This window comes from Thermodesulfovibrio sp. 3907-1M (genome assembly GCF_040450955.1).
GTDB classification, from domain to species: domain Bacteria; phylum Nitrospirota; class Thermodesulfovibrionia; order Thermodesulfovibrionales; family Thermodesulfovibrionaceae; genus Thermodesulfovibrio; species Thermodesulfovibrio autotrophicus.
Window position 1 is genome coordinate 15,341 of sequence record NZ_CP144373.1, and the last position, 15,921, is coordinate 31,261.

A 15,921-nucleotide genomic window follows, 5' to 3' on the forward strand; every position below is an offset into this window, starting at 1 on the left:
AATTATACCTGAAAAAATTAAGGATTGACATTCAAAAATAAAGATTGCATATGTTGACGAGTTTTTGTTATAAAATAATTAAAGGCTTCCTGCCCTGCTCGTGATGTAAGGGAAAGGGGATCCGGCAGTTAGATCCGTTAGGGAGCCAGCGTAGGTAGCGGTGTGCATGCCTCTTCGGAGGAAGCCTAACCTACCTACAAGGCACCCACTTGTCTGAGGGGGATCTAACTTTCCTTATCACACGGCAGGGCGGGGTTATGATGATGGTGGAGAGCTCCACTTTAGATAGATGTAAAGTTATTTAAATTTTTAATGTAAATTTTAAATAGATTTTATAGCTAATTTCTGTCCCATCATCATAACCCTGCAAGCCTTTAAAATATATTTTTCGGAGGTCTTCTGATGGAACTTTTATATATTTTCATCGCAATTGTCATTGGTGCTGTATCGGGATATTTAGTTTATTTTGTCCAAAAAAATAGACTTAAAGAAGAAAAGATAAAAATTCATGAAGAAGCACAGAGAATTCTTGAAGATGCCAAAAAAGAAGCAGAAACAATAAAAAAAGAAGCCCATCTTGCAGCAAAAGAGGTTGTATATCAATTAAAATTTGAAGCAGAAAAAGAAATAAAAGAAAAAACAAAGGAAATTAGCTATCAGGAAAAAAGACTGAGGCAGAAAGAAGAAGTTCTTGACCGCAAAATTGAGCAGGCTGAAAAGAGAGAAATTGAACTAAATAAAAGAGAAAAGGAAATAGTTTCAAAAGAGAAACTCTTACAGGAAAAGGAGAATTACTATAACAAACTCATTTCTGAGCAACAACAACTTCTTGAAAAAATAGCAGGAATGAAAGAAGAAGAAGCAAAACAGGAGCTTTTCAGAAAAATAGAACAAGAAACTCGTTTTGAGGCAGCAAAACTTATTAAAAAGATAGAAGATGAAGCAAGGCAGGAAGCTGATAAAAAGGCAAAAGAAATTTTAAGCCTTGCCGTTCAGAGATATGCAAGTGATTATGTTGTTGATGCTACTGTTACTGCAGTAAGCCTTCCTAATGATGAAATGAAAGGAAGAATAATTGGTAGAGAAGGAAGAAACATTAGGGCTTTTGAAGCACTTACAGGTGTTGATCTTGTTGTTGATGATACACCAGAACTTGTTATTCTTTCATCATTTGATCCAATAAGAAGAGAGGTTGCACGTATAGCTCTTGAAAGATTAATTATGGATGGTAGAATTCATCCAGCAAGGATAGAAGAAGTAGTGGAAAAAGCCAGGAGAGATGTAGATATGGCAATAAAAGAGGAAGGAGAAAAAGCAGTATTTGAATTTGGGCTTAGTGGAATTCATCCTGAAATTATAAAACTTATAGGCAGATTAAAATACAGGACTTCTTATGGACAGAATGTTTTGCAACATTCAAAAGAAGTTGCATGGCTTAGTGGAATTATGGCTGGTGAACTCGGAGCAAATGTAAAACTTGCGAAAAGAGCCGGACTTCTACACGACATTGGAAAGGCAGTAGACCATGAGATGGAAGGTTCACATCAGGAAATAGGTGCTATGCTTGCAAGAAAATATGGGGAGAGTGAAGAAGTAATAAACGCAATTCTCAGCCATCATGAAGATGTGGAGTTCAGCTGTGTTGAGTCTGCGCTGGTAGCAGCAGCAGATGCTCTTTCAGCAGCCCGTCCGGGAGTTAGAAGAGAAACAATAGAAAGCTACATTAAGAGACTTACTAAACTTGAGGAACTTGCAATGTCTTTTCAGGGAGTTCAGAACTGCTATGCAATTCAGGCAGGAAGAGAGATTAGATTAATTGTAAGACCTGATATGGTTTCAGATGAGGAGTGTGCTTTAATTGCAAAAGAGTTAAGTAAGAGAATAGAAAAGGAACTCAGCTACCCAGGACAGATAAAAGTAACTGTAATAAGAGAATCAAGATTCATAGAATATGCAAAATAACGAAACATTAAATGTTCTTTTTATCGGTGATATAGTTGGTAAGTCAGGCAGACAGATTGTAAAAGCAGTACTTCCCAGGCTTGTTGAACAGTATAAAATTGAATTTGTAATTGCAAATGCAGAAAATTCTGCTGGAGGATTTGGAATCACAGAGAATGTAGCACAGGAGCTTTTCTCCTGTGGAATTGACTTAATAACAACAGGAAACCATGTATGGGATAAAAAAGAGGCTACTGCATATATTGCAAAGGAGTCAAGGATTTTAAGACCCTTGAACTATCCACCAGGTGTTCCAGGCTCTGGCAGTGCTGTTACAAAAACAAGAAAAAATAATGTTATAGCTGTAATAAATGTTTCAGGAAGAGTTTTTATGAATTTGCTTGATTGCCCGTTCAGGAGCACAGAAGAAGAAATAAAACGAATCAAAGAGCAAACAAAATTTATTTTTATAGATTTTCATGCAGAGGCAACCTCTGAAAAGATAGCCTTTGCCTACTACTTTGATGGCAAAGTAAGCGCTATAATTGGAACTCATACCCATGTGCAAACAGCAGATGAAAGAATACTTCCAGAAGGCACTGCTTATATTACTGATGTTGGGATGACAGGTCCTGAAGACTCTGTGATAGGGTTTAAGAAAGAAGAAGTTATAGAGAAGTTTCTTACCCAGATGCCTAAAAAATTTGACGTTCCTTCCACTCCATCAATATTTTCTGCTGTTGTAATTCAAGTTGATAAAGTTACAGCTGCTGCAAAAAATATTATAAGACTAAGACTAAGACAGTAGCAGTTTACATTTTTATTTGGTTTTGATAATCTTAAAGTATGAAAAATTTAATCATTCTTATTTTAATCTTGAGTTTTCCCACCAATGTATTTTCTGAGTATGTGGGAACAGAAGTTTGTAAAAAGTGCCATATCAAGCAATACGAAAATTTTATTAAGTATTCAAGAATGTCTCGTTCCTTTGATGCATTAGAGAAAATGAAGAACAAACTTACCCAGGAAGAGCTGAAAGGCTGTTTTCAATGTCATACAACAGGGTATGGTAAAAAAGGAGGGTTTGTTTCAGTAGAAAAAACACCATACCTTAAAAATACAGGCTGTGAAGTCTGCCACGGTCCTGGCAAAAAACACGCAGAGACAAAAGATCCTAAATTTATTAAGAAAAAGCTTAATCTTCAGATCTGTGAATCCTGTCATACTGAGGAAAGAGTTAGAGCTTTTAGATTTAAACCTCTTCTTTATGGAGGAGCTCACTGATGTTTGAGTTTATAACCAGAAAAATTGGAAATAAGTTATTGGTTACCTTTGTAGGTATATTATTTTTAGTCATGCTGATAGAGATAAGTTTCAGAATTTATTTTGGATTGCCAGACAGGCTTAAAATAGCAGAAGCAGGCAGTAAAGAAGTAATGGATACGATTTTTGCCACCATAAAGCATCCTCTTACAGTTGGAGACAGTGAAACAATTCACAGAGACCTTGAAGAAATTGGAAATAAATACGAAAAAATAGATGTTTATTTATGTGACTTTAATAAACTGATTTCTTTTTCAACTGATAAAAAGAGCATCAATAAGAAAATTGACTATGTGATTGATAACGAAGATTTTTCTAAAACAATTAATAAATCTTTTACGGAAGAGCAAAATGAGGCTGTTTTTTCAAAGGTTTTTAAAGTTCAGGGTAAAAGAAGTTTAATCTCTATTTTTCCAATAAAAAACTCACCAGAATGCTTTCACTGTCATGGTTCATCAAGAAAAATTCTGGGTGCCATGATAATGAAAACAGATGTAGAAGATGTATATAGAACTGTTATATACCAGATGAGAAGATCATTAATTCTTACAATATTTGCCTTTGTTTTTGCTGCAATTATTGTTAACTTATTTGTGAAGAAGTTGATTAAAAATCCTCTTAATAGTTTAGTTGAGGCAACTCACAAGTTTGCAAAAGGTGAGATGGTTAACATAACAGGCTATCCAAAGGATGAGATAGGCAGTTTGTGCGAAACATTTAATTACATGGTTAATGAAGTGGCAAAATCAAAGATGGAACTTGAAAAGGAACTTACACGGAGGGCAAAACTTCTTGAAGAAAGAGATGAACTTGTAGCATTGCTTCAGAAAGCAAATAAACAATTAAAGGAGCTTGATACTCTTAAATCTGCTTTTATAGCCAATATGTCTCATGAGCTAAGAACACCAATGAATGCAATAATTGGATATACAGATTTACTGCTTGATGAAGTTGATGGTCCATTGAATGAAGACCAGAAAGCTTCATTGAAAAAAGTGGCTGCGAATGCAAGACATTTATTGCAGTTGATAAACGATGTTCTTGATATTTCAAAAATTGAATCGGGAAAGATTGAGTTGAGACCTAATGAGGTTGACCTGAAAGCATTAATTGATAGCATCATGGTTACTTTTGAACCATTGATCGCCAAAAAAGGATTAAACTTTCACATGCATATAGAAAAAGGAGCGGAAAAACTCTATGTTGATGAGGATAAAACTAAACAGATTCTTATAAATTTAATATCCAATGCTGTAAAATTCACGCATCAGGGTGTAATAACACTAAGAGCAAGAATTTCAGAAAGAGGACTGGATAAAGAGGGAAATCCACAGTTTGTTGAGATTTCTGTGGCTGACACTGGAATTGGAATTAAAAAAGAAGACCTTGACAAAATCTTTGATAAATTCGCTCAGGCTGATGTATCCACCACGAGACAGTATGAGGGAACAGGTCTTGGTCTGAGCATTGTAAGAGGACTTGTAGCACTCCATAAAGGGATGGTCTGGGCTGAAAGCGAAGTTGGAAGGGGAAGCACTTTTTATGTTCTTTTGCCTTTTAAAAAGGAAGTTTTTGATGCACCTGGTCCTGTTATTGAAGAGAGAATGGCTGAAGCCCTGGCTCAGTATTTTGAAGTTCCAAAGGAGGTTTTTCTTGAGGAGCCCTCTTATGAAGGTAAATCTGTAAGATGCTGGGACTATACTCAGTGTGGGCATGTTAACTGCCCTGAATACGGTTGTCCTGAAAAGCGATGCTGGCTTGTTCTTGGGACTCATTGTAAAGGTATGAAAATAGCCTCATGGCCAGAAAAAGTTGAAGCCTGCAGAATCTGTGAGGTTGTTCGTGACCTTGTTTTACATAAAGAGCCAGTAATGGTAGAGCTCAAACCATCGGAAAAAGAAAAAGTTGTAGTTGCCATTGATGACAACCCTGATGCAATTGATTTAATCAGAAAATATCTTGAAAAGGACTACAAAGTTATAGGACTTCTCAGCAGTGAGGAGGCAGTTAATCAGGTTAAAGAGATTAAACCAGTTGCAATAACTCTTGATATAATGATGCCAAAGAAAGATGGCTGGCAGGTTTTAAAGGAACTGAAAGAGGATGAAGAAACAAGGGATATACCAGTAATTATTGTTTCAATAATAGACAATAAAACCTTGGCATTCAGTCTTGGAGCAGCAGACTATTTTGTAAAACCTCTTGACGGGCATTCTTTGCTTAGAAAGATAAAATCCATTGAGACATATTGTCCAGTTAAAAAAGTTTTTGTCCTTGAAAGAGACGAAAAAACTTCAAAAGATTTGATTAGTATTCTAAAAGAAACAGGCTATGATGTTACAGCTACAAGAGACAGCAAAGAAGCAATAAATCTTGTTAAACTCCAGAAACCAGACCTTTTGATAATTAATATCACAGATCCAGACAGCAGTGCCTTTGATTTTCTTGATTTTATAAAGGGGTCTTCTGAATTAAAGGAAGTCCCAATCATTGCTCTTACAAATAAAGAATTAACAGAGGAAGAAAAAGAAGCTCTCAATGGTAGAATAAAAGAAATAATAAACAAGGCTCTCTTTTCAGAAGAACAACTCATAAAAGAACTGAAGAGTAGTTTAAAGAAAATAGGAGGTTAAATGTGAACACAATTCTTGTTGTTGACGATAATGAAGATTCAAGAGAGCTTGTAAAAAAGATTTTGAAAAAACAAGGCTTTGAGATAATTGAGGCAGTAGATGGTGAAGATGCTTTAGCCAAGGCTATAGCATACAGACCTGACCTTATACTTATGGACATATCAATTCCAAAGATAGATGGTTACGAAGTAACAAGAAGGCTAAAATCAAGAATTGATTTTAAAGACACTCCGATAATAGCTTTTACTGCTCATGCAATGAGAGGCGATCAGGAAAAAGCACTGGAGGCTGGATGTGATGGCTATATTTCAAAACCCATTAATGTGAGAGAGTTTCCAGAGCAAATAAAGATGTACTTGAAGGGAAAATGAACAACCAGAAGCGAACTATTTTAATTGTTGATGACAATATAGATACAGTGGAACTTTTAAGAAAGAGATTAAGGGCAGAAGGTTACAATACAGAAGAAGCCTATGATGGTGAAGAAGCTTTAAAAAAGGTATACGAAAGCTCCCCGGATTTAATAGTTCTTGATGTTATGATGCCAAAGATGGATGGATATGAGGTTTGTGAGAGACTTAAAACTGATGAAAGAACCAGGTTTATTCCAGTGATTATGCTTACAGCGAAAACTGATGTGGAAAGCAAAGTTAAAGGATTTGATATTGGTGCAGATGATTATGTTCCTAAACCATTTGATTACAGAGAACTATCAGCAAGAATCCGTTCTTTACTTGCCAGGAAAGAGACTTCTGAAAAAGCTATTGAAGAAAAAAGAACAGAAGCAGTAAGAAAACTTATTGACAGTCTTTCTCATGAAATAAGAAATCCTATTGTAAGCATCGCAGGATTTGCCAAAAAAGTATATGATAGTCTTCCTCCAGGTGATCCAAATAAACCCTATCTGATGACCATACTTCAGGAGTCAGAAAGACTGGAAAGACTTTTAAAAGAAATCCTGAATCTTAAGATGATAGCAATTGGCTTTATGGAAAATGTTGATCCAAAAGTTGCCACAGAAGAGGTTTTAGGTGAACTTGGCAGAGAAATAGAAGACAAAGCGATTGAAGTGGAAACAGATTTCAGGGATGTATCAAATGTTTATATAGATAAAGAACATTTAAAGATTGTTCTCCGCAATATAATAAAGAATGCTATAGAAGCAATGGAAAAATCAGAAAAGCGACTATTAAGGATTTCACTTGAACAGGCTGGAAATGAGATATTAATAAAGATTTCTGATACAGGTAAAGGAATCCCTAAGGAGTTGATCAAGAGGATTTTTGACCCTTTTTTCACATCAAAAATATACGGTCCTGGTCTTGGACTCACAGTGGCTCTTACAATTATTCAGTATTACAGAGGTTTTATTTCAGTTGAAAGCGAACCAGGTGTAGGCAGCACATTTATAATAAGAATACCTGTTAAAGGGGAGTAAGGTTACTCAAAAAATTTGCAAATTCTTAAAAAATCAAGAACTTGCAATCTTTTTTGATTTGTTCCACAAAAAAATTAAAGAGAGGCTTTTCAATAAAAAATGGATATATTAGGATGATTGAATCTTTAATCGTCTTTAATTCATAATATTCAATTGTATGAATAATTTAATGAATCTAATCATAGCAAGGCTTGATGGTAAAAAAATAAATTATCTCAGATACAGACATTACATTGAAAAACTTGTCAGAGACGGAATCGGTGGCTTTATAGTATTTGGAGGGGAATACGAGGAAATAAAAAATTTTATTGCTTATCTTCAAAGCATGGCATCAGAGCCATTAATTATTGCTTCTGATATTGAAAGAGGTGTTGGACAACAACTAAAAGGTGCAACATTGATTCCCTCTCAGATGGGAATTGCGGCAGGATTTGATCTAAGTAAAGAAAGAACTGAGCTTGGGACATTATATTTAATTGTGATAAAAGAAGCACTATCTGTGGGAATAAATCTTGCACTTGTTCCTGTGCTTGATGTCAATACAGAGCCTGAAAATCCAATAATTTGCACAAGAGCTTTTTCGGATAATTCTGAAGTTGTTTCAGAATACGGCAGATTTTTTATAAAATTCTTTGAATCTCACGGATTATTAACATGCGCAAAACATTTCCCCGGTCATGGGGCAACACAAACAGACTCTCATCTCGGTCTGCCACATATTGCAGATGACATTGAAACACACATAAAACCCTTCAAAGAAGCAATTAAAGCCCGAGTTTCTTCAATTATGGTTGGCCACATAGTTACTTCTGACATAAAGCCTGCATCACTTTCAGAAAAAACAATTAATGAATTGCTTAAGCAGAAACTCGGGTTTAAAGGGACAGTTCTTACAGATGCAATGAATATGAAAGCTTTAATGGAATATAAAAATCCTCATGCCCTTGCCCTTTTAGCAGGAGCAGATATAATTCTACATCCTGAAGAACCATATACTGCCATGGAAGAAATAAAAACAGCTTATAAACAGGGATTGATTACTGACATGAGAATAAAAGAAGCTCAAAGAAGAATTAGTAGATTAAGAAAAAAGATAAAGAGAAAATACCGGATTGTTAACGAAGAAAACATTTCTTTAATTCACAGGGCATTTAAAAAAACAGTTACTGTTGTAAAAAATGAAATAGATGATTTAAATTCCGGGCAAATCGTTCCTTATCTTGCAGGAGCTTATAATGAGGAGATTAAAAAGGCATTTCAGAATTATTTTGGTTCTGCGTATGATTTAAAGGATTATAAACCATCAAATGCAATGCCTTTAATTGCAGCATTCACAAACATCAAAGCAGCAGGAAGTGAATACTTACTAAGTGAAAATCAAAACACAATGATCAGAAAAATTATATCAAATAATAAAGCAATTGTTGTTTCTTTTGGTAATCCTTATGTTGTAAGACCTTTTAAAAAAGCAAAAGCAATAATCACTGTTTATGACTCCCATGAACTTGCTGTGCTTGCTTTTCTTGATGCATTAAATGAAGGTTTTAAAATAAGGGGCAAGCTACCTGTAAAGATTGAATGGATTGATGAATAAACGCTCAAAAGATATAGCAGTTGTGACAGCTCTTGGATTTGCTTCAGGACTTCCCTTCCCTCTCGTAAGTGGAACACTTCAGGCATGGCTTACCACTGAAGGGATTGACATAAAAACAATTGGTATTTTAACAGTCCTCACATTTCCTTATAGTTTTAAGTTTCTATGGTCTGCTTTATTTGACAGATTCAGCATTGCAGGACTTGGAAGAAGGCGAGGCTGGATTATTATTTGCCAGATATTGATTTTACTTGGGCTATTTTTAATGATAGCATTCACTCCAGAGCATCTTTTAATTTTCAGTGTAGTGGCAGCGACGGTTGCTTTTGTTTCAGCATCTCAGGACATCTCAATAGATGCTTATAGAACAGAGATTCTCAAACCCAAGGACAGAGGACTCGGCGCATCCTTTGCAGTAACTGCATACAGAATTGCATTAATTGTTGGAGGAGGACTCTGCCTTTTAGTTGCAGACCACCTTGGATGGCAGACTGCTCTTACAATAATAAGTTCACTGTTAATTTTTGGAATAATTACAACTCTGTGGGCAGATGAACCAGATGATATAAAAAAACCAGCTACCCTGAAAGAGTCATTTATTGAACCTTTCAGGGATTTACTGCAGAGAGAAAAAAGCTTTATTTTGCTGTTATCCATTGTTCTGTATAAAATTGGTGATGCCTACGCAAGTTCATTAAGCACAGCATTTTTCATAAGAGGAGTAGGATTTTCTCTCACTGAGGTAGGAACAGTTAATAAAATAGGCGGACTTATTTCAGCAATTGCTGGTTCAATAGTTGGTGGCTTTTTGCTCAGAAAAATAAGTCTTTATAACGCTTTGATTTCATTTGGAATACTTCAGGCAGCATCAAATCTCATGTTTATGGTTCTATCAATAGCAGGTAAAAACTTTATCTTATTTTTCTTGACAGTAATCATTGAAAACTTTACTGGCGGTATGGGAACAACGGCTTTTTTAGCTCTTTTAATGGGATTGTGCAATCGCAGTTTTGCTGCAACACAATATGCTCTTCTTTCATCACTGGCATCTGTTGGAAGAGTAATCATAAGTCCAACAGCTGGTTTTGTTGTGGACAACATTGGCTGGACAGCTTTTTATTTTTTGACCTTCCTTGTAGGAATTCCAGGAATCTTATTAATTATCAGTTTAAAGAGCCTGTTCAATAAACTAAATAAAAATTGAACTTTAATAAACCTTGAATCCTCCGAAGGGCAGAAAGCTTTAGCCTAATTCAAAGTTCCATTGGAACGACAAAAAGGTGTCATTCCGAGCTTTTTTTCTGTCATTCCGAGCCTGCCAGAGGCAGGCGAGGAATCTCCTCTTTAATGCTCCACTTTTTGATGAGCTGTGCTATAATATTTTTATGAACGACATTTTTGAAATAATAAAATCAAGAAGAAGCATAAGGAAATACAAAACTGAGGCTCCATCAGAAGAGTTAATTAAAAAATGCATTGAGGCAGCTCTTTATGCTCCCTCTGCAAGAAACTCCCAGCCATGGTATTTTATTATTGTTAAGAATAGAGAAACAATTCAAAAACTAAGCAAAGCACAGCCTTTTACAAAATTTCTTGAAGGCGCACCATATGTAATTGTAGCATTGGCTGATGAAAAGAAAAGCAACCACTGGCTTGAAGACATGGGATGTGCTATTATGGCTCTTTTACTTGAGGCTCACTGTCTTGGATTGGGTGCCTGCTGGGGTGCTATTTACAATCCTGAAAACAGAGAAAGGGAAAACTATGTAAGAGGAATTCTTAATATCCCTGAAAATTTAAGGATAATCTCATGTATCGGGATAGGCTATCCTGATGAGAATCCCTCACCCAAAAAAGTAAAATCCCTTGATGAAGCCATTATAAAAATTGTCTGAAAAGCTTATTTATACAGCTGGCACAAGCAATCGTTCAATTAAAGAATTCATTGAGATTCTAAAAACTTACAGAATAAAAACTGTAATTGATGTGCGAAGTTTTCCCATCTCAAAGAAGTTTCCCCATTTCAGTAAAGATTGTTTAACAGAGGTTTTGAATAACGAAGGATTTGAGTATATTTATCTTGGCAGAGAGCTTGTAAGTTTTCTTATCTCTTCCACAGCCAATAATACCATTGCAAAAGGTATTAAAACGAGCCACGCAGTTAATGGGATTGGATGTGTTGAAAATATAATGTTTCCCAGTGGATAATAGACAATAAAAAGCTGCAAAGCAATCTCAAAGACTATCCCAGCCAGCAAAAACTTGTTTGAAAATATTCCTATGCTCAGGATTGATTCACTGAAAGAGCGTGATGCAAAGCCATTTGCAACCTGTGCAAGGACTATTCCAGTAAGACATGCAGTTGTTGCCTGCATATAGAGAATGCTTTTTGATGAAAGAGCCTGACCCCACTGCCATCCACCGGAGTGTAAAACATAAAAGAATCCAAAAAGCCCTGCAGCTGCTTCAATTGGTCCGAGAACTAAAAATACCCGTAAAAGAAGCTTTAAGTTTAAAAGTCTTTCTTTATGGCTTCTTGGTGGTTTTTTCATTACCTCTGCTGTTGGTTTTTCTGCTCCCAGTGCAAGTGCAGGAAGTATATCTGTTCCAAGGTCAATTGAAAGAATCTGCATTACAGTGAGAGGAAGAGGAATCTTAAAGAGAGCATAGGCAATATAAGGAACAAGCTCAGCCACATTTGATGTGAAAAAGTATGATATGAATTTTCTTATATTTTCATAGATTGCTCTTCCTTCTTCAATGGTATTTACAATTGTTGCAAAGTTGTCATCAAGAAGTATTATCTCTGCAGATTCTTTTGCAACATCTGTTCCGCTTCCCATGGCAACTCCTATGTCTGCTTTTTTAAGTGCAGGTGCATCATTCACACCATCTCCTGTAACTGCAACCCTCTCTCCCACTTCCTGAAGAAGTGTAACAATCCTCAGTTTATCCTTTGGCGTCATTCTTGTAAAAAGCAGCTCTTTTTCTTTAAGCTTTTCCTTAAGCTCTGTATCACTCATCTTATGGAACTCTTCTGCTTCGATGACCAGAGGATTTTTAACAAGTCCTATTTCTTTTGATATCGCAACCGCTGTTCTGCTTGCATCTCCTGTAATCAAAATTATTCTTACTGCAGCTTCATGGCATTTTTTAATTGCATCCTTTACTTCAGGTCTTGGCGGATCTTCAAGTCCTATGAGTCCTGTAAATATCATATCTTTTTCAGGCTCATCCTGACTGTATGCAAAACAGAGAACCCTTAATCCCTCATCCATCAGTGAATGACTGACAGTGTTTATTTTTTCTTTTATCTCCTCATTCATTTCAACTTTTTCTCCATTTATCATTGCATAGTTGCATAAAGGTAAAACAGTCTCTATTGCACCTTTTGTAAGGGAAACTTTAATACCATCTATGATGTTTACAGTTGTCATTCTTTTTCTCTCAAAATCAAATGGAATTTCTGATACCCTTTCTGCTACAAAATCTCCTGTATTTTCTTTTACATACTTTAGAAGTGCTACCTCTGTAGGGTCTCCCTTGTATTGATTGTCAACAAACTTTGCATTATTGCATAAGTATGCAATTTTCATGAGCATCTCTAATGCCTGGGAGTCAACTGTCCATATTTTTTTAACTTCCATTTTGTTCTGGGTAATTGTTCCAGTTTTATCAGTGCATATAACTGTGATTGAGCCAAGTGCCTCAACTGCAGTGAGAGTTCTTACAAGAGCTTTCCTTTTAAGCATTCTCTGACTTCCTATGGCAAGTGAAAGGGTGACTGTTGGGAGCATTCCTTCTGGAACAAGTGCAACAATTACGCCAATTGCGAAGATGAAGTTTTCCCAGAAGCTTCTTCCAATTGTATGTCCGATAATAAAAAATACAACTCCAATCAGCGTGGCAAAAGCAGCTACAAACTTTGATGTTCTTGCAATCTCTTTTTGAAGAGGAGTTTCCTGAATCTGAACAGTTTCTGTAAGATGGGCAATTCTTCCAAACTCTGTATTCATTCCTGTTGCGAAAACAACTGCTCTGCCATTTCCTGAAACCACAGTTGCGCCAGCAAAGGCAATGTTTTTACTTTCAATCAACTCTTCCTGCAGTGGTTCATGAGTTAGTGTAACAGGCTGAGATTCACCTGTAAGAGGTGCATTGTTAACTGTAAGAAAGTTTGACTCAATAACCCTTGAGTCTGCTGGAACCTTGTCTCCCTCTGAAAGAATAATCAAATCTCCAGGGACAATATCCTTTGCAGCAATCTCCTTCTGAGTTCCATCCCTCACGACTTTTACATAAAAGGGCAGCATGAGTCTCAGCTTTTCAATTGCCTTTTCAGCTTTGTATTCCTGTGCAAAGGCAAAAACTGCGTTTATAAAAATAACTCCAATGATTGCAAATCCAAGATGCCTCATTCCTTCACCAGGATGAAGGTAGTCAGAAACAAAGGCTAAAACAGCAGCAAGCCATAGAATTATTGCAAGGAAGTGCGTAAACTGACGAAGGAATCTCAAAACAAGAGGAATCTTTTTGCTCTCTTTAATTTCATTGTAACCGAAATGAATAAGCCTCTGCTTTGCCTCATCTTCCTTAAGCCCTGACTCAGATGTATCAAGCAGTTTAAAGACTTCTTCTGTGGTAGCCTCTGTTATTTTCATTTTTTATGGTATGGTTTGAAAACAATTAAATTACAAGGTGGGTTTTCAATTAATTTACTTACTGAATCGGGCTTGAAAATTCCAAGAAATCCTGCTCTTTTTTGCTCAACAACAAGAAGCTCAACTTTTTTTGAAAGAGACTGAAACATCCCAAGTTTATAAGAAAATTTTGGCAAGACTTTGCTTTCGATCTTTATATCATGCTTTCTTAAAGATGAAAAAATTTTCTCAATATTTTTATCCTTTCCAAAATAAATGATAAAGACCTTTACATGAAAAATCTTTGAAATATTCATTATAAAATCTGTTTTCTCTTTTAAATAATCAAGCCTCCCTCTTAGAATGAAGAGAATTCTCTTGGGAGTGATTTTACCCATGTTTATAATCTTTACAACAGCTACTGAGCATGGAAGTTTTGAGAGTCTTTTAAAATCATCGGAGAGTAAAAAAGCAATGTCAATTTTTTCTTTTTTTATAATATCTTTCAGTTGCGCAAACCTTTCTCCTTCTTTTATAATGCATTCAGCTTTGAGATTGTTTTTTTCTGCTTCAATGAAAACTCTTTTCAATATAGTCTCAGCTTTTTCAAACTTTGCATCCTTTTTATGAATAAAACATAGATAAAGTGAGGCATTATTTAACTTTGCAAACTTCAAAGCATAACGGGCAGAAACTGAAGCAGTAATACCTTCATCAATCTCTACAAGAACTTTTTTATACATGTTTTATTTTACATGAAATAGAAACAGTGCAACTATCACTTTATTAGAGCCGACCTGCGGAGTTGCACAGTTTTTATTAGGAATAAAGAGAAATTATCCTGCTGTGTTTTGAAGAGCAAAACTTGAACGAAAAACTCTTTTGATTTATGGGTAGAGCAGGATTTACCAAAAGAAATATTGCCACTGTCTTCAATATTTAGATTATCTTATCCATTGTAAGATTAATTATTGTAAAATTCCACTCTATCTTTACCGAGTTTTTTAGCTTTATACATTGCTCTGTCGGCTTGTTCTATAATTTCTGAGATTTCTTTTTCCGGATTATAAGATGCTATTCCTATGCTTGCAGTAATTGTAATTTCAGGCATGTTTTTAAGTTTTATTTTTTTAATGCTTTTTCTTAGTCTTTCCCCTAAATTTTTACTTTCTATAAAGCCACATCTATAAGCTATAATAACAAATTCTTCTCCTCCGTATCTTATTAATTCATCGGTAGTTTTGATATTATTTCTTAAAGTCTGGGCAACTTTTTTGAGAACAATGTCACCTGTTGGATGTCCATACATATCGTTTATATTTTTAAAATTGTCTAAATCAATCATCAAAATAGCAGTGGGACTTTTTAATCTTTTGAGTTTAGTTTTTAAAAAATTCAAATAACCTCTATTATGAGTCTCTGTAAGAGGATCTATATAAACAATTTCTGGAAATTTTTTTATTATATCTTTCAAGCTTAAAATTCCTGATAATTTTCTGTTTTTATCAACAACAGGTAAATGACTTATATTAAATTGTTTCATCATATAGAGAGCGGTATTTAAAGAGTTTTCAGAGAAAATAGTAATTAACTGATTTTGCTCTTTATTTAATTTTTTTAATAGTTCAGAGATGTTTTCAGGAGGGGGCTGAAAAAAAAATATTTTTGGTAAATCTCGTAAAGTTATGATTTGGAAAGGTCTTTTATTATCATCTACAATAACAACACTTCCTATTGTATGCTTTAAGTATAGCTTTAATAACTCTTGAATTTTATTAGAAAGGTTTAAAGTGATAGGACAAGAACTCATTATTTCTTTAACTTTCATAATAGAAGATTAAAAGAGCCCCTTTAAAAAATTTTTGGGGCGGATGACGGGACTCGAACCCGCAGCACCTGGAGCCACAGTCCAGTGCTCTAACCGTTGAGCTACATCCGCCAGCGCGCCTGGAGGGATTCGAACCCCCGGCCCACTGCTTAGAAGGCAGTTGCTCTATCCGACTGAGCTACAGGCGCAGGATAAATATATTTTATAAATTTTAATTGTTTTATTGCAATATCTCTGCTATAATGTTTTATGGAAACAAAAGTTTACGAGATTGAAGAAAAATGCACATTGAAACAAAAGTTTGGTAAATGTCTTATACCTTTTAGATTGGCTCGTTTCTGTATGGATTGTTTTACAATTCATGTGCAGGACAGGTGTCCAAACTGTCTTTCAAATAACTCTGTGAGACTGATTGAGTTATTTCTATCAGAGCCAGACCCCTCTGATGAAAGAATCAGAGAGGTCATAAAAAAGAAATTCCTTGAAATTTATTAAGATTTTCAGTTTTAAACAAAATTTGTTAA

The 15,921-nt window shown here is 35.3% G+C and carries 13 protein-coding genes, 2 tRNA genes and 1 other RNA gene; 11 read left to right on the plus strand and 5 right to left on the minus strand.

The window, feature by feature from the left end; all coding sequences use genetic code 11:
• Positions 1–83: 83 nt before the first annotated feature.
• The 10 genes from ssrS to V4D30_RS00115 all read left to right on the plus strand — a co-directional run bounded on the left by ssrS (position 84) and on the right by V4D30_RS00115 (position 10,824).
• A non-coding RNA gene (gene ssrS, locus V4D30_RS00070) (6S RNA) lies at positions 84–260 on the plus strand.
• A gap of 142 nt (positions 261–402) precedes the next feature.
• Positions 403–1,962 (plus strand): ribonuclease Y, encoded by a 1,560-nt coding sequence (gene rny, locus V4D30_RS00075; protein ID WP_353684217.1) that lies wholly within the window; start codon positions 403–405, stop codon positions 1,960–1,962.
• Positions 1,952–2,749 (plus strand): TIGR00282 family metallophosphoesterase, encoded by a 798-nt coding sequence (locus V4D30_RS00080; RefSeq protein ID WP_353684218.1) that lies wholly within the window; start codon positions 1,952–1,954, stop codon positions 2,747–2,749. Before rny ends, V4D30_RS00080 begins: the two co-directional genes overlap by 11 nt.
• 38 nt (positions 2,750–2,787) lie before the next feature.
• Positions 2,788–3,225, plus strand: coding sequence for a cytochrome c family protein (locus V4D30_RS00085; RefSeq protein WP_353684219.1), 438 nt, complete (start codon positions 2,788–2,790; stop codon positions 3,223–3,225).
• Complete coding sequence (locus V4D30_RS00090; protein ID WP_353684220.1) at positions 3,225–5,897, plus strand: response regulator; 2,673 nt, start codon at positions 3,225–3,227, stop codon at positions 5,895–5,897. The genes V4D30_RS00085 and V4D30_RS00090 overlap by 1 nt, the downstream gene beginning before the upstream one ends.
• Before the next feature lie 2 nt (positions 5,898–5,899).
• The gene (locus V4D30_RS00095; protein ID WP_353684221.1) at positions 5,900–6,268 is read left to right on the plus strand and encodes a response regulator; all 369 of its coding nucleotides are present in this window, start codon (positions 5,900–5,902) and stop codon (positions 6,266–6,268) included.
• Positions 6,265–7,335, plus strand: coding sequence for a response regulator (locus V4D30_RS00100; protein WP_353684222.1), 1,071 nt, complete (start codon positions 6,265–6,267; stop codon positions 7,333–7,335). Before V4D30_RS00095 ends, V4D30_RS00100 begins: the two co-directional genes overlap by 4 nt.
• A 169-nt stretch (positions 7,336–7,504) precedes the next feature.
• Positions 7,505–8,929, plus strand: a complete 1,425-nt coding sequence (locus tag V4D30_RS00105) for a glycoside hydrolase family 3 N-terminal domain-containing protein (protein ID WP_353684223.1) — start codon at positions 7,505–7,507, stop codon at positions 8,927–8,929.
• A complete protein-coding gene (locus V4D30_RS00110) occupies positions 8,922–10,133 on the plus strand; it encodes an MFS transporter (protein WP_353684224.1) in 1,212 nt (403 codons plus the stop codon). Before V4D30_RS00105 ends, V4D30_RS00110 begins: the two co-directional genes overlap by 8 nt.
• 181 nt (positions 10,134–10,314) lie before the next feature.
• Positions 10,315–10,824, plus strand: a complete 510-nt coding sequence (locus V4D30_RS00115) for a nitroreductase family protein (RefSeq protein WP_353684225.1) — start codon at positions 10,315–10,317, stop codon at positions 10,822–10,824.
• A gap of 180 nt (positions 10,825–11,004) precedes the next feature.
• Here the strand turns inward: V4D30_RS00115 and V4D30_RS00120 are convergent, their stop codons facing one another.
• The 5 genes from V4D30_RS00120 to V4D30_RS00140 all read right to left on the minus strand — a co-directional run bounded on the left by V4D30_RS00120 (position 11,005) and on the right by V4D30_RS00140 (position 15,585).
• Positions 11,005–13,590 (minus strand): cation-transporting P-type ATPase, encoded by a 2,586-nt coding sequence (locus V4D30_RS00120; RefSeq protein WP_353684226.1) that lies wholly within the window; start codon positions 13,588–13,590, stop codon positions 11,005–11,007.
• Positions 13,587–14,312 (minus strand): universal stress protein, encoded by a 726-nt coding sequence (locus tag V4D30_RS00125; protein WP_353684227.1) that lies wholly within the window; start codon positions 14,310–14,312, stop codon positions 13,587–13,589. Before V4D30_RS00125 ends, V4D30_RS00120 begins: the two co-directional genes overlap by 4 nt.
• Before the next feature lie 221 nt (positions 14,313–14,533).
• The gene (locus V4D30_RS00130) at positions 14,534–15,397 is read right to left on the minus strand and encodes a GGDEF domain-containing protein (protein ID WP_353684228.1); all 864 of its coding nucleotides are present in this window, start codon (positions 15,395–15,397) and stop codon (positions 14,534–14,536) included.
• A 35-nt stretch (positions 15,398–15,432) separates the two neighbouring features.
• Positions 15,433–15,508: transfer RNA gene (locus V4D30_RS00135), tRNA-His, on the minus strand.
• A gap of 3 nt (positions 15,509–15,511) precedes the next feature.
• A tRNA-Arg gene (locus V4D30_RS00140) sits at positions 15,512–15,585 on the minus strand.
• A gap of 61 nt (positions 15,586–15,646) precedes the next feature.
• On the opposite strand from V4D30_RS00140, the gene V4D30_RS00145 reads away from it, so the two are divergent.
• Positions 15,647–15,892: a hypothetical protein gene (locus tag V4D30_RS00145; protein WP_353684229.1), complete on the plus strand. Its 246-nt coding sequence runs from the start codon at positions 15,647–15,649 to the stop codon at positions 15,890–15,892.
• Positions 15,893–15,921: the final 29 nt, after the last annotated feature.

Coding starts and splice junctions, on each gene's coding strand:
- rny (WP_353684217.1), top strand. CDS start 403: ATGGAACTTTTATATATTTTCATCGCAATTGTCATTGGTGCTGTATCG.
- V4D30_RS00080 (WP_353684218.1), top strand. CDS start 1,952: ATGCAAAATAACGAAACATTAAATGTTCTTTTTATCGGTGATATAGTT.
- V4D30_RS00085 (WP_353684219.1), top strand. CDS start 2,788: ATGAAAAATTTAATCATTCTTATTTTAATCTTGAGTTTTCCCACCAAT.
- V4D30_RS00090 (WP_353684220.1), top strand. CDS start 3,225: ATGTTTGAGTTTATAACCAGAAAAATTGGAAATAAGTTATTGGTTACC.
- V4D30_RS00100 (WP_353684222.1), top strand. CDS start 6,265: ATGAACAACCAGAAGCGAACTATTTTAATTGTTGATGACAATATAGAT.
- V4D30_RS00105 (WP_353684223.1), top strand. CDS start 7,505: ATGAATCTAATCATAGCAAGGCTTGATGGTAAAAAAATAAATTATCTC.
- V4D30_RS00110 (WP_353684224.1), top strand. CDS start 8,922: ATGAATAAACGCTCAAAAGATATAGCAGTTGTGACAGCTCTTGGATTT.
- V4D30_RS00115 (WP_353684225.1), top strand. CDS start 10,315: ATGAACGACATTTTTGAAATAATAAAATCAAGAAGAAGCATAAGGAAA.
- V4D30_RS00120 (WP_353684226.1), bottom strand. CDS start 13,590: ATGAAAATAACAGAGGCTACCACAGAAGAAGTCTTTAAACTGCTTGAT.
- V4D30_RS00125 (WP_353684227.1), bottom strand. CDS start 14,312: ATGTATAAAAAAGTTCTTGTAGAGATTGATGAAGGTATTACTGCTTCA.
- V4D30_RS00130 (WP_353684228.1), bottom strand. CDS start 15,397: ATGAAAGTTAAAGAAATAATGAGTTCTTGTCCTATCACTTTAAACCTT.
- V4D30_RS00145 (WP_353684229.1), top strand. CDS start 15,647: ATGGAAACAAAAGTTTACGAGATTGAAGAAAAATGCACATTGAAACAA.